At 33.9% G+C, this 13,914-nt stretch carries 9 protein-coding genes and 2 pseudogenes; 7 read left to right on the top strand and 4 right to left on the bottom strand.

Going from position 1 to position 13,914, the window contains the following annotated elements; all coding sequences use genetic code 11:
• Nucleotides 1–152: 152 nt before the first annotated feature.
• On the bottom strand, nt 153–329 hold the full coding sequence (locus IP023_RS15850; RefSeq protein ID WP_449618994.1) for an ISAon1 family transposase N-terminal region protein: 177 nt from the start codon (nt 327–329) through the stop codon (nt 153–155).
• Nucleotides 330–384: 55 nt separating this feature from the next.
• Between IP023_RS15850 and IP023_RS15035 the strand changes: the two are divergent.
• Nucleotides 385–843, top strand: a pseudogene (locus tag IP023_RS15035) (integrase core domain-containing protein); the annotation flags it as partial.
• 200 nt (nt 844–1,043) lie between these two features.
• On the opposite strand, the gene IP023_RS15030 reads toward IP023_RS15035, so the two are convergent.
• Both IP023_RS15030 and IP023_RS15025 read right to left on the bottom strand, forming a co-directional pair.
• Nucleotides 1,044–2,192: a TlpA disulfide reductase family protein gene (locus IP023_RS15030; protein WP_241791234.1), complete on the bottom strand. Its 1,149-nt coding sequence runs from the start codon at nt 2,190–2,192 to the stop codon at nt 1,044–1,046.
• 79 nt (nt 2,193–2,271) lie between these two features.
• Nucleotides 2,272–3,687, bottom strand: a complete 1,416-nt coding sequence (locus IP023_RS15025; protein WP_241791233.1) for a hypothetical protein — start codon at nt 3,685–3,687, stop codon at nt 2,272–2,274.
• A gap of 161 nt (nt 3,688–3,848) precedes the next feature.
• On the opposite strand from IP023_RS15025, the gene IP023_RS15020 reads away from it, so the two are divergent.
• From IP023_RS15020 to IP023_RS14995, 6 genes are all read left to right on the top strand, one after another.
• A complete protein-coding gene (locus IP023_RS15020; RefSeq protein ID WP_241791232.1) occupies nt 3,849–4,436 on the top strand; it encodes an RNA polymerase sigma factor in 588 nt (195 codons plus the stop codon).
• 62 nt (nt 4,437–4,498) lie between these two features.
• Nucleotides 4,499–5,668 (top strand): FecR family protein, encoded by a 1,170-nt coding sequence (locus IP023_RS15015; RefSeq protein ID WP_241791231.1) that lies wholly within the window; start codon nt 4,499–4,501, stop codon nt 5,666–5,668.
• A gap of 86 nt (nt 5,669–5,754) precedes the next feature.
• Nucleotides 5,755–9,330: a SusC/RagA family TonB-linked outer membrane protein gene (locus IP023_RS15010; protein WP_241791230.1), complete on the top strand. Its 3,576-nt coding sequence runs from the start codon at nt 5,755–5,757 to the stop codon at nt 9,328–9,330.
• Nucleotides 9,331–9,341: 11 nt separating this feature from the next.
• Nucleotides 9,342–10,874 carry a RagB/SusD family nutrient uptake outer membrane protein gene (locus IP023_RS15005; RefSeq protein ID WP_241791229.1) on the top strand — a complete coding sequence of 511 codons (1,533 nt, stop codon included), beginning with the start codon at nt 9,342–9,344 and terminating at the stop codon, nt 10,872–10,874.
• 18 nt (nt 10,875–10,892) lie between these two features.
• On the top strand, nt 10,893–11,894 hold the full coding sequence (locus tag IP023_RS15000) for a hypothetical protein (protein ID WP_241791228.1): 1,002 nt from the start codon (nt 10,893–10,895) through the stop codon (nt 11,892–11,894).
• A complete protein-coding gene (locus IP023_RS14995; RefSeq protein ID WP_241791227.1) occupies nt 11,894–12,892 on the top strand; it encodes a fibrobacter succinogenes major paralogous domain-containing protein in 999 nt (332 codons plus the stop codon). Before IP023_RS15000 ends, IP023_RS14995 begins: the two co-directional genes overlap by 1 nt.
• Before the next feature lie 470 nt (nt 12,893–13,362).
• On the opposite strand, the pseudogene IP023_RS14990 reads toward IP023_RS14995, so the two are convergent.
• Nucleotides 13,363–13,704: pseudogene (locus IP023_RS14990) on the bottom strand (integrase core domain-containing protein); the annotation flags it as partial.
• Nucleotides 13,705–13,914: the final 210 nt, after the last annotated feature.

The raw sequence follows: 13,914 nt of genomic DNA, 5'->3' as shown, positions 1-13,914 counted from the left end.
GATAAGGTCCTATATTCTGTGGAAAAATGAGTTCTTTATTTATCGTTTGTTGTTTCCAATCTTTGAAATCACTCAAAACATCTCGATATTGACGTTGAAGCTTCCTGCCATTTACATGATAGAAGCTCCCAATAGTATGGCAATCAGTAGATTTAGTATCGACTAATCTCTTTTAAAAAAGCAGCGAACTCGCTGGTCATATGTGTTCCCTGTGCTACTAAATCCCAATCCCGCTGAATGATTTCTTGGCTATTCTTATCTAGCCACCTACGCCTTTTCATATGTAAATAAACGGTGTTACCCCGCAATGGAAAATCTTGTATCGTGATAGATTTATGGAAGCCAAGAGCGATAATGATACGCTTACTGTCTTTGATGGGGACATTGTTTGATGGTAAGAAAATACGCTGTTTAACTATAGTTGATAATTATAGTCGTAAATGTATGGCAATTCATGTTGGACAAGGTATGAAAGGTCACCAAGTTGTTGGAGTATTGGAAGAATTACGGCTGTTTAAAGATGCAAAGCCTAAGAAAATTCAAGTTGATAATGGACCTGAATTCATATCAAAGGAAATAGACAGATGGGCTTACGAACAAAAGGTGGACCTTATTTTCTCTAGACCTGGTAAACCAACAGATAATGCGTATATTGAATCATTTAATGGTAGCATTCGCGATGAATGCTTGAACACGAATTGGTTTTTATCTTTAGAAGATGCTAAACAAAAAATACACGATTGGAGAGTAGAATATAATACCTTCAGACCCCATAGTTGTTTAGGGGATTTAACACCTGAGATGTTTATTGAAAAACAAAAACACCAGATTTCTCTATTTTAGAATAGTCTTGAAAATGGGAGGGGCTCAATAAATAAACAATTTAACAACAACACATAACGCATAAATGGTAATCAATTATAGATTAACAATTAATTAAATAGTTATATACTATGAATATAAATCTAAAAAAGTCCCTACCAATTATTAATTGGCAGAGACTTTTTTAGATTTAAAAAATTAAATATTCGTATTACTAGCTATTATTTAGCTTTATTTCCAAATATCTCTTCCAATTTATCACCTAGTTTATAGCCTTTCAAGTTAATAGCGATGATTTTACCTGTAGGATCGATCAAGTAGTTTTGAGGAACTGCACGAACCATATATAGGTTGGAAGCTTCATTTTTCCAGCCTTTAAGGTCACTTACATTTGTCCATGTTAATTTATCATCTTCGATTGCTTTTAACCAAGCATTTTTTCCATTAGGAGAATCTAAAGAAACACCTAAAACTGTAAAACCTTTGGGTTTGTATTGATTGTACGCTTTCACTACATTAGGGTTTTCGGCGCGACAAGGAGCGCACCAAGATGCCCAAAAATCTAATAATACATATTGACCTCTAAAATCAGATAATTTAACTGGTTTTCCATTTACATCATTCTGCGTAAAATCGGGTGCCATTTGTCCTATACCGGCGATTTTTGACGCTTTTAAAAAATCTTGTAACATCACACCTACCGAAGAGTTTTGGTTTTCGATTGATAGTGTATTGAATAATCTATCAAACTCTTGTGGTGTTAATAGATGATAAATTCCTCTAAGTCCATGTGTACTGAATAAAGAATTTGGATTCTCCACAATATATTCGCTAATTAGTTTTTTTCGAACTTGTGCTAACTCGTCTTGTTTTGCAAAGATAGGTTTTGTATAAGTCAAATCTTTCCGCTGATCATTAGTCAAAGCATCATACTCATTTTTAATAATAGCAAACTGATCCTCCGATGGCTTGATATGTCTAAGATAATGTTCATATTTATCAGCTATAGGCATGCCTGTAATAGAAGCTGTTTTAATAGAATCTTTAATCGAAATAGTTGCAGTTCCATTTTCTACATAGATAGTTCTTACATCAGCCAATACCGTGTTTTTGTCTGCTTTGCCATCCTTGCTATAGGATATAGTCACTTGCGTCGGATTTTTCGCAGCGATTTTAAATTCAACAGGAATTTTAGCTACTTGGATAGAATCTGTGATATATGGTCCATATAGATTGTATCTAATAAATACTTTTCCGCTAGGATTTTTATCTTCAAATTTGAATTTCATTGTAGCAGTTTCTTCCTGAGCGAAAGCTATTGTAGGTAATAAACTAGCAATTAGTATCGATTTTTTTATTAATTTTAGCATGTTAATTTTTTGTATTAATTGTTTATTTTATCTTTTTTTATTGTTGTAAGCACACTGTTTTATTTCTTTATTAGAAATGTTAATTATTGAGTTTTACTTCAATTTTTGCTGGGAAAATCCGCTCTGGATCATTGAAGATAGCAGCACTTTCTATCAATGCATTTTCAGTCAATGTTACTTTCTTATTGTAGACTGTTTTACCTTGGTAGATTACTTTTATTTTTTTCGATAAGTCAATCATGTCATCACTTAGGTAGATGTTGACTTTACCTGATTTTATTGCTTGTTCTTTGCTTAAATCTAAGTTTTTCAAACTTGCATTTAGATGAATTGTATTTGTTTTTTTGTCAATATCGAATTTGAAAGAAGCGCGGTTGAATTCATCAGATTCAGTGATTTCTAAAGGTTCCGTGATTGCTATATTGTAGAAGCTACTGCGGTATCTGCCATCCATAGCAAATAATATCCATTCGTATGATGTAGGACGTGCTGTTCTGCTGTACTGAACCAACCAAGGTGTTGTGACAGAGTAATCCACACCATGGCCTTTTCCTTTTTGAATGTTTATTTTGTTGATAAAATTGCCTGGATAAACGTTGCTAAGACTGTCGAATTGCGCTTTAGCTTGTTGTGTCAATTTGTTACGACCAAACATGTGGTCAAATTCTCCTGTCTCAAGTGAAAATGCAATATATCTAAAGTTGATTGGAGGCGCATTATGTAGAGGTTCACCACCTGCCATTGGACCTGCTCCTGCTAGGTAATCAGCATAAAATGCTGCCAATCTTTGACTTCCATATCCGCCCTCAGAAATCCCTAGCATATAGAATTTGTTTGGATTGAAGGTGTCATCTATCATCATCATTCTGATCAAGTTTTCCCATGCGTATTGATGAGGTTTGTGCCACCAACGGTACCTTTTTTCGCTAGGTATTTGCGGAATTACATAAGATGTAGCACCATCTTTGTATTGATAACTTAATCCTAAGGCACTTAAGAATTCAGGGCCTTTTGGTCCTGAGCCATGAAGATTTAAAAATAATGGATATCCATTATCTGGTTTTTCTTTCTTTTTAATGTAGTAGAAAGGCATAGGTTCTTCATCTTTTAATTGCCAAGAATGAATAGGTATATCTGCTAATACTTTAGGATTTTCAGGGAAAAAGGTAGGTAGTTTTTCAGCCGTTAGATTTGCTATTTTCCATAATTTCCATACCTTTTCAGAAGAAATATTTAGTTCTTTGTGGGATATTTTTTTTCCTTTCGAAAATTCGTAATTTCCTGATTTTTTATAGTCTGTAATTCTTTCTCTGAAGTAATTAACAATTAAACTGTCTTGTTCAGAACCTCTTGCTGCACTAGGCGCTACGCAGGTTAGGAAGACAATGCTGATTAAAGTTAAAACACTATTAAATTTTAGCATAGAGATAAATATTAAGGTAATTTGATTTAATGGCACCAAATATATGGACAAATTATTATTGGAATTCTTCATAATTTTATTTTCATGAGTAACATTAGTGTTACCGTATTTCGGAATAAAATTTTATATTCGACACAAAATCGACTTATTTTCAAAGTTTATCTTGTAACATTGTATAATTATTTGGTTTTCTATGTGCTTTTTAAAACAATATACTTTTCTTGAATTAACAAATGACTTTTGAGAATAAATTTATTGACAATCAAATGGATAGTGATTTGAATTTGTTACAACGTATCAAATTAAATGATCGTTATGCATTTGAATTGATTTACAATAAATATTGTGAATTATTATTTGAGCATGCCTATCGTGTTTTAAGAGAGCGAGATATCTGTATGGATATTGTTCAAGAAATATTTTTGTGGTTCTGGACAAATAGGGAATATCTTGAAATAAAATCTTTGAAACCCTATTTTCTTGCTGCTGTAAAATTTCAGGTAGCAAATTATATTCGGAAAAATAAGATTCAGGAGCGATATATCTTGGATTTTCAAAAGATTCATGGGGCAACCGCTGCAGTTCATGAATTCCATGAAGTGAAGGAATTAAAAGATTTGATGCAACACCTTACAGATTTGTTGCCAGATAGGTGTAGGGAAGTTTTTGTGTTGAGTCGATATAAATATCTCTCAAACAAAGAGATAGCTGCAAAGTTGGGTATATCAGAAAAAACCGTAGAAATGCATATTACACTAGCGTTAAAGAGATTTCGCGTTGGGATGCGTGATTATTTAAATGTATTGTTGCTGTTTTTTTAATTTTTTTTTCTTTTCCATACAGGGGTCTCCTGTGTTTAAGTTACTATACTAATGATAACCTTATGAAAAATCAATTATTTGAATCTTTATTAGCAAAAATTGCTAATGGAACTGCTACTGATGAAGAGTTGCTACTGTATCACAAATGGTATCAGAATCAACTTCAGGAGCCTATGGATGCTGTTGAGTTAAATGAAGCTAAATCAGGGGTTTCCAAATCTATTTATGATAAATTAACTATTCTATTGCAAGATGAAGATGATGATTTGTTGAAACCTCAGCTTGGTAAGATGAGATCTCCACGACTATTGTACAGTTGGATGGCGGCGGCTATTGTGCTGATCGTTACAGGGTCCGTTTTTTATTATTTTAAGAATCAAACTGCTGTAGATCTTATGCAGAAGCAATATGATCATGCGGCAAATGTTGACCATGATGCGGTGATTTTGACCTTGGAAGATGGTACACAAGTGGATATTTCCAATACTTCTGAAGGTGAATTGCAGAATTTGACCAAATTGAATGTGGAAAAAGCAGATAATAAACTTGAATACAATCATGAGAACTTGTCTTCTAAAAATGTCACTCCTGTTTACAATTCATTGTATACACCTAGTGGAAAGACATTTCAGTTGACATTGTCGGATGGTACAAAAGTTTGGCTTAATGCCAAATCTATGCTTCGCTATCCTACACAGTTTATTGAAAATAATAGAAAAGTTCAACTCATTGGTGAAGGCTATTTTGAGGTAAACTCTAATCCTAGCAAACCTTTTATTGTCGAAAGTTTGGGGCAAGAGCTAGAAGTACTTGGTACTAAATTTAATATATCTGCTTATTCAGACATGTCAGAAGTTCATAGTACTTTGTTAGAAGGTAAAGTGTCTATTACAAACACACGCACCCAACAAAGCATAAAACTGAATCCTGGTGAACAAACCGTGTTATCGGAATCTTCATTCAAAAAACAGAAAGTATCACTTAGAAATGTTATAGGCTGGAAAAGTGGTTATTTTGTTTTTCAAAATGAGAAGCTGGAAGATATATGCAGGATATTGACAAGATGGTATAATGTAGAATTTGATGTAACTAAGAACACAAAAGTATTGAATCAAGTCTATAGTGGAACAATGGTTAAGTTTAATGACATAGAGGACGTATTAAATGTCTTGTCAGAAACAGGCTCGTTACGTTACAAACGCGAAGGAGGGAGGATCGTTTTTATGAATTAACATTTACTTAAACCATACAAAATAGTGCAAACTTCGCACAATAATAATGTAATCAACTAATCAAAATAATAATAATTCACTAATTTATGAGGTATTTCTTCATATTCCTTTTATGCTTTAATTATCAAGTATTTGCAAATCAAAATGGGAATAAAATTACTATAGTAAAAAAGAATATCAATCTTGAAACTATTTTAAAGAATATACAGGCTCAAACTGATTTGCACATTATTTGGCAACCAGATCTTTTAGACCGTGAAACCGTATATGACGTTAATTTTAAAAATGCAACTTTTGATGAAGTTTTTCATCAGTTAAATCTAGACAAACAACATAGCTTTACGGTACGCAATAATACTATTGTATTAAAGCCTAAAGAAAAGATTCAAAATGTTCAAAATCAATTAATAATAGGTACTGTCAAAGATAACAATACCCATAAACCAATAAGCGGGGTAAGTGTAACTGTTGAAAAAGCAGGTTCTATTTATGCTGCATCAACAGATAATAAAGGAAATTTTAGTATAAAAGTAGGTTCAAGTGGTTTATATCAGTTAACATTTTCTTACATAGGTTATTTACGTGTCAAAAAAGAAGTAGATATTTCAGCAGATAAATCAGCTAACATCGAGGTTTTTATGGATGAGAAAGCTGTTGCTTTTGAAGATGTCGTGGTTACGGGATACCAAACAATCAATAAACGTGAGCAAACAGCAGCGATTACTTCTCTAAAAATGGACGACATTATGATGCCTGGTGTCAGTAGCCTGAATCAAATGTTGGAAGGGCGTGTTCCTGAATTAATGGTCATGAATAATTCGGGTGAAGTAGGGGCAACAGCACGTTTACGTGTACGTGGTACCTCTACTTTATTGGGAAATAGAGAGCCTTTGTGGGTATTGGATGGCTGGCCAATGACAGATCCAGTAAACGTTTCATCAGAAGATTTGAACAACCCAGATTATATCAATATTATTGGTAATGCCATCGCCGGGATCAATCCGCAAGATATTGATCGGATAGATGTACTAAAAGACGCAGCTGCTACAGCACTTTATGGTACCAGAGCAGCGAATGGTGTAATTGTCGTTACGACAAAAAAAGGTACTGTTGGTAAAACAAGAGTAAGTTACAATCATTCTTCGAAAGTAACGCGAAGACCACGTTACACAGATCGCGCGATCAATTTGATGAACTCTCAAGAAAGAGTTGAATTTGGTCGTAATTTATCCAATTTACATTATCGTTTTCCTACAAATATGGCGAATGTAGGCTACGAAGGAGCTATCAATCGTTATTATACAGGTGATATAGACTATGATACATTCTTGCAACAAGTTAAACATTTCGAAACGGTCAATACCGATTGGTTCGATATCTTGACGCAAGATGCTTACTCATCCTTCCATACGGTAGATGTGTCTGGCGGTACTAAAGAAGTACGTTATTATGGGTCTCTAGGTTATGATAAAGACAATGGTGTTATCAAAAATTCATTTAGCGATCGTTATAGTATGCGTATGAATTTTGATGGTAATATCACGTCAAAATTAAAAATGAACCTACGTCTGAATGGTAATGTACAAAAGCGTAATAATCATATACGTGAAAACAATCCAATTGATTATGCTTATAATACCACACGAGCGCTTCCTGTCTATAATGAAGATGGTTCTTTATACTATTATAACAATACACCTGTTAGTACGGGCCGTACACAAGATAGATTTAGCTATAATATTTTGAACGAGTTGGAAAATTCTAGCGATACCTATAACGGATCAGGTATGAATGCTAATTTGGATTTGAGGTATACTTTTTCTCCTGAGTTTGATCTAAGTATGGGAGGAACTTATACTAGAAATAACACTACGCAACAATTGTGGTGGGGTGATAGAACCAATTATGTGGCAGGTTTACGTAATTCTGAGTACGGCGTTTTACCTCCAAAGGGTGAATTAGGTAGATCATCACTCCCTTATGGTGGTTCTATAAAAAATACCAATACTGTAAGTGATAATTTTGGTTTCCGTTTGCAAAGTGATTTCCGTAAATCATTTGGTTCCGAAAAACAACATTTGATAACAAGTACAGCAGGTTTTGAAGTGCATAGTACATCTAGCAATTCCTATGCAGATGAAGCTAGGGGCTACATAAAAGAAAGAGGGAATCAATTTATTAATGGTGTGTCCGATATTGACGATTTCCCACTTTATTTGGAATGGTTGAACCAGAATCATCGTGCTATAGGCGCTAATTTGTCTAATGTCGTTTCAGGATATTTAACAGGTAGCTACTCGTATTCAAATCATTTTACTGTTTCCATGAATGGTCGTACTGATTATTCTAACAATTTTGGAAGTCGTAGTAATGAGAAATTTTTACCAGTATGGGCTGTTTCGGGCATGTGGAATCCGAAATTTACATTTTTTAATGATTCAGATTTGATTTCAGATTTAAGAATTCGCTCTTCATTCGGTAAGCAAGGAAATATGTTGCCAGATCAAAGTCCTAATTTGATTATGAAATTTGATCCTTTTGATCCGCATTACAATGAAAATATTTCTACGGTAGCGCGTTTCCCTAATCCAAATTTACGTTGGGAACAAACATCTTCCTTCAATTCGTCAATGGATGTGAGTTTATTAAGTAACAGATTGAATTTGAGTGCTACATACTATAATAAACAAACTAAAGATGCATTTACGAGTGTAAAAGTATCTAGCGTGAATGGTATTTTAGAATATGTTATGAATAATGGTGGTATACGTAACTATGGATATAGTTTGACTATCGGTGCTAAGCCTATTGTAACAGATGACTTTACCTGGAACTTCTTTACCATGTATTCAGCCAATAAGAATAGTGTTCGTGTAGGATCTTTAGAAAATTTTGAGTATTCAAATTATTTGAATGGTACTGCTTTGGTAGATGGTGAGTCTGTTGGTACATTTTATTCGTATCAGTTTTTGGGCTTAAATCCATCGAATGGTCTACCTATGTTCGAAGATTTTGTAGACCGTAAACATATGTTGGAGGGTAAATCTCTAGAAGAAACGGTGAAAATGACTATGGTTAATAGCGGAGTGCGCGAGCCAAGATTTAACGGTAGTTTCTCTAATAGTTTTAGTTATAAGTCATTCTCTTTATCGATGAATATGACCTATAGTTTAGGTTCTATGGTTCGTTTGTTCGCTATGTATGCACCAGTATCCGGTGGCATTAAGGCAGAAACAAATGTTCGTAAAGAGTTTGTGGATAGATGGCAATTGCCAGGAGATGAGTTGGTGACTTATATCCCTGCTATTATTTCTCCTTCTAATCCGTTGTTTTCGCAATATAGTAATCATTATTCAACATCACTAAATTCTAAAGTGCCAGTTTTTGCTTCTAGTATTTGGGATATGTATGATAATGGTAATCAGCGGGTTGTTAGTGGCGATTTCTTGAAAATGACATCCATGTCTATGCGTTATACGTTGAAGCCTGCGCAATTGAAAAGAACACCTTTCTCTGCCGCTTCAATAAGTTTCAATACCCAGAATCTATTTACAATAAGTGCTAAAGAATTAAAAGGGCAAGATCCTTCACAAGCAGGATTTGCTAACGCTTCATTGTCTATTCGTCCGGCGTATACACTTCAATTTAATGTTTCTTTCTAATGATAATGAATATGAAAAAACTAATTATATTAATAGTAATATTCCTTAATATAGGCTGTAGCAAGTTTTTGACTGACTATTCTCAAGATTTGGTTATTGTCAAGACCACTACTGATTTGGATGAATTAATGTTAGGGTCTGCTTATCTACCCAGTGAATTAATTACTGCTTTTGTATCTGCACGTAATACAGCACCATTCTTGAATTTTTTGGATGATGATGTCAATACAGTAATTGGTAAATCGAAGCAGTCTTTACAGTTTAACAATCCATTTATAGATCCCTATCTTTTTGGTTATATGACTTGGCAGTTGGACGTCAGTAGAGCCTATGACAAAAGTATTGCTTACACCGATGACTTAGTGTGGCAGTACATATACAATAGAATTAATATTGTTAATATGGTATTGAAGGAATTGGAAATTGTTCCAAGAAATACAGATTCAGAGAAATTGGCAGTTGTGAGGATAGAGGGAGAGGCCTTATTCTTGAGAGCACAATATTATTTGCTGTTAAGTAACCTTTATGGTGATGCTTATGATCCTAGCACTGCGGATACTAAATTGACGGTTCCTTTGAAATTGACTGAGTTTGTCGAGCACAGTGCTGGTTCTACTGTTCAATTCTCAAGAGCTACAGCAAAACTAATGTATACTCAAATAGTAGAGGATCTAAAAAGATCAATTGTATGTTTCGAGGAAAGTCCTCAGACCAAAAGATTGTACCGTGCCTCTGGTCCTGCTTCTCAGTTGTTGTTGAGTCGTGTTTATTTATACATGCAAGATTGGGAAAATGCTTATAGTATGGCTTCAACTTTCCTAGTTAAAAACGGAATCTTATCGAATCTTAATGCCCATAATAATACAAGACCATTTTTAGATGAAAATAATAGAGAGGTTATATTTTCACATGGAAGTCTAAATGTACGTACTATATTAAGAGCGTCATCTGATGATATATGTGTAAGTCGTGATTTATATAATCTTTATGATGATTCGGATTCTCGAAAAGGAATTTATTTTACTGTAAATACTACAACAGATAGTGTTGCTTTAAATATGAAGTACGATAGATCTTCACGTAGGTCCTATGTTTCTGATATTTTTATGTTACGTAATGCTGAAGGGTATTTGAATTTGGCTGAAGCTGCCGCAATGTTGGGTAATGTTAGCGAAGCTTCTCAAGCGTTGAATACCTTACGTCAATATAGAATTAATGAGTATGCAGCGATTTCATTTGATGCTGATGCTATAATAAATGAAATCAGAGATGAACGTAGAAAAGAATTGTGTTTCGAAGGACATCGTTGGTTTGACTTAAGACGCTATTCTGTCAATCAGATTCAACCATTCCAAAAAGATATTATTCGTTATTATTCAGTATATAATATCAATACAAATGCTTTAATTCAAACCGAGATTTATCGTTTGCCAGCTGGTGATCCTGCCTATACATTTCCGTTGCCAAAATCCGTAATAGAATTTGAGTCCGGATTAGAAAACAACCCAAGAAATACGCGGGAATATGAAAGCTTAGCAAATTAATAATTTAATTATAGCATTATGAAAAAAATATTATATTTCTTCTTTATATTGTTTCTCTTCAGTTGCAAGGAAGAAACAATTGAACCCAATATAAATTTTGAATCTCCTTTTGTGATAAAGGCAGATCCAAATAATCCTGTTAATCAGAAACGTTTTGAATTATATAAAGAATATGGTGTTTCTGTCTTTTTTTCGGATACCGTGAATATGGTATATGTGAATAAAAACGTTTATGGTGATTCTGTATTCAAATACGAGTTTTTAGATCTGAATTGGAAGTTTAATTCGGTTTCTGATTTCAAGTATGATTTCAAATATTTTTCTAGTCAAGAGGATCGCTTACATGCCTTAGCTAATGTTGAGAAATATTTGCAGAGTTCTATTCCAGCATTGAGACCATTGTCTATGTTACTTGTAGATGACTTTAGTTTTAATGGTACTGCTACTGATATTATTTCTTATAGGGAGGGAAACAATACTGTCAAAAGTCTAAACTCCTATAGAACGTTGGTTATGTCTAATCTGCATAAGTCATATTCTGAAGATTATTGGCCTAACTTAGTTGTAAATTTAGCGAAACCCCAGATTAAAGCTGCAGTTACTAGGGAATCTTTGAAAGCAAAATTATTATCTTTTCAAACTATTTCACAATCTACCCATTATACTCAATATTGGGCGACTTTAGATCTTGTAGACGTACCAACAACAAATTTTACATCGACTATTTGGAATCAATTCAATCCAACGAATCCAAGTCATTGGACTGACCCGAGGTATGTTGCCTTTAGGCAAGTATTTGGTGCTTATGGCTTTATTGGCGTTTCAAACACGATAGGATTTTGGTATAGTCCTACCTTAGAGGCAGATCAAAATCACTATATAGATGCTTTATTAAATTATAATCAGACTGTTTTTGAACGTAATTGGGAAGCATCACCTTTAGTAATGGAAAAGTATGCTGTCATGAGAGATATTATTGTTAATGAATTGAACATTCCTTTAGATCAATTGGTAAAATAATGAAATCACAACTTAATATAGTAATGTTGCTTCTTGTCAGTTTTTTTTACGCATGTAAAGAAGATAATCAAGGAGTAGAAAACCTGACTTATGAGATAAGTCAAGAGGTAATAGATGGTATATCTTATAAGTGTATCACTGTCGGTGATCAAGTATGGATGGCCGAAAATCTTAAAACTCGTTTAGATGGCGGTCGTGCTGAGGGAAGTATGACATTTGAGGAACCATTTATTACTTTTGAATCTAAAGAATCTTTAGAGTTGAGGCAAATAGTTCAGTCATTATTGCTTAAGCAATGGGATGATGGCTTTTTTAATATAAATAGCAGTATAAACGAAGAGGCTAAATTGATGATCGATAACGACTTAATTCCTTCCTTTTTTACGAACACTAGACAAACGTGGGATAGTTATGTGTATAGTAATGATTGGGCATATGGCTGGGAGTGGGATTATAGTCGCACAGTAATAAACCTTGTTAGAGATGAAACAACTAGACTTTTTGGAGAGGGTAAGAAGCTTCAACTTTTGGCTGCCGCTGACCAAAAATATATGGCAGAACATGGTAATTTATATACGTTTGAGGCTTGCCAAAAAGTAGTCCCTGAGGGATGGAGAATTCCATCTGATGAGGATTGGATGAAATTGGAAAGAGCGATGGGTATGTCTGAGAATGACGTGCAAAAAGTTGAATCTTGGAGAGGTGATGTAGGGCGTCTCTTGAAAGCGAATGGACTAGCGGACAATTTCAATGCGACATTAGGCGGAGGATATATTTATGGTTTTAGCCAACATGGTAGCAATTTTGTCAATAAAGGGATTCGTGGATATTGGTGGACGTCGACCAAAGATGAGTCTTCTACTGATGTTGAGACTTATTTTATCCGAGGTTTGAGAGTTGATAATGGTCAAATGCTTAGAGGTACGACACCTATAGATGATCCTCATAAAGAGGTGTATCCTCCTGCGTATAGCATTCGATTAGTGAAAAATAAATAAAAACATTAAATAATTATACTTATTCACATAAAACAAAGGGATTGTTCAAAAGATTGAATAGCCCCTTTGTTTTATCCTAATTTTTTATTTCTGACTATAAAGATTTGAAACCATTTCCCAAACAAAAAGGAGCTCAACTACGTTGAACCCCTTGCATCAAATATAGTTGATATTCCCCATTCAACTACATGGTTGAGTAATTAATTATTCAAAACTCAATAATTCTTTAAGCGCTATCACTGGCCTAGTAATTTAGTCCTCAATAAGTTCGGAGTGAAATTTTAGATTTCAAATTAATACATTTGAGATAATGAAATATAAGAAATGGACTTTAGCTGAAAAGTTAGAAATCTTATCTAGTGGCGATTCCATAGGTGTTGTAGAGTCATGTTGTAAATATGGCTTAAGCACAGGTACTTTTTATAACTGGAATGTGTCGTGCTTCGGTTCTTCGAAGAGTTTAAACTTACTTATTTTAGGTTGTTTTTCAATGTTTCATAAGGTGTTTTTCCGTTAAATGATCCATGTGGTCTATTGAAATTGTAGAAATTTTCCCATTCTTCTAATTTGGCATTTAGATCAACATCATCAGTGTAGGATAATAGTTGGTAAAATTCATATTTATCTGTTAAATGAGATCGTTATAATTTAACATTTAGTTGAGGTGTTGCAACTTTAATGAAACGGAGAGGCATTCCTAGATCTTCTACATGCTAATGGAATTTTGATTGAAACTCATGACCATTATCGGCTTGTATTGTATTAATTCTAAAAGGGAATTTTTCTATAACGTAATTAATAAAATCAATAGAGCTGTAAATAGCAAATTTACATCTTTTACGCCTCTAAACTGTGCTCTGAAAGCTTTTATTTTAGCATTAAAGGACTTACTTCGTAGCTGCTTCGCGGTCAGCGGAAGCATTAGTTGATCTATTGATAAAGTAATTGAGGATAGATTTGTAATTGACTGATATGGTATTGACAATAGTATTGAAGGATTTGAATCCAGCCAATTCCACATC

It is taken from the genome of Sphingobacterium rhinopitheci, from assembly GCF_022627575.1.
Classification (GTDB): domain Bacteria; phylum Bacteroidota; class Bacteroidia; order Sphingobacteriales; family Sphingobacteriaceae; genus Sphingobacterium; species Sphingobacterium rhinopitheci.
This window is presented reverse-complemented; position numbering and strand designations above follow the sequence as displayed.

What these genes read in the sequence shown, in the direction of transcription:
- IP023_RS15010 (WP_241791230.1), top strand. Translation starts at nt 5,755, where the DNA reads ATGAGGTATTTCTTCATATTCCTTTTATGCTTTAATTATCAAGTATTT.
- IP023_RS15025 (WP_241791233.1), bottom strand. Translation starts at nt 3,687, where the DNA reads ATGAAGAATTCCAATAATAATTTGTCCATATATTTGGTGCCATTAAAT.
- IP023_RS15000 (WP_241791228.1), top strand. Translation starts at nt 10,893, where the DNA reads ATGAAAAAAATATTATATTTCTTCTTTATATTGTTTCTCTTCAGTTGC.
- IP023_RS14995 (WP_241791227.1), top strand. Translation starts at nt 11,894, where the DNA reads ATGAAATCACAACTTAATATAGTAATGTTGCTTCTTGTCAGTTTTTTT.
- IP023_RS15005 (WP_241791229.1), top strand. Translation starts at nt 9,342, where the DNA reads ATGAAAAAACTAATTATATTAATAGTAATATTCCTTAATATAGGCTGT.
- IP023_RS15020 (WP_241791232.1), top strand. Translation starts at nt 3,849, where the DNA reads ATGACTTTTGAGAATAAATTTATTGACAATCAAATGGATAGTGATTTG.
- IP023_RS15030 (WP_241791234.1), bottom strand. Translation starts at nt 2,192, where the DNA reads ATGCTAAAATTAATAAAAAAATCGATACTAATTGCTAGTTTATTACCT.
- IP023_RS15015 (WP_241791231.1), top strand. Translation starts at nt 4,499, where the DNA reads ATGAAAAATCAATTATTTGAATCTTTATTAGCAAAAATTGCTAATGGA.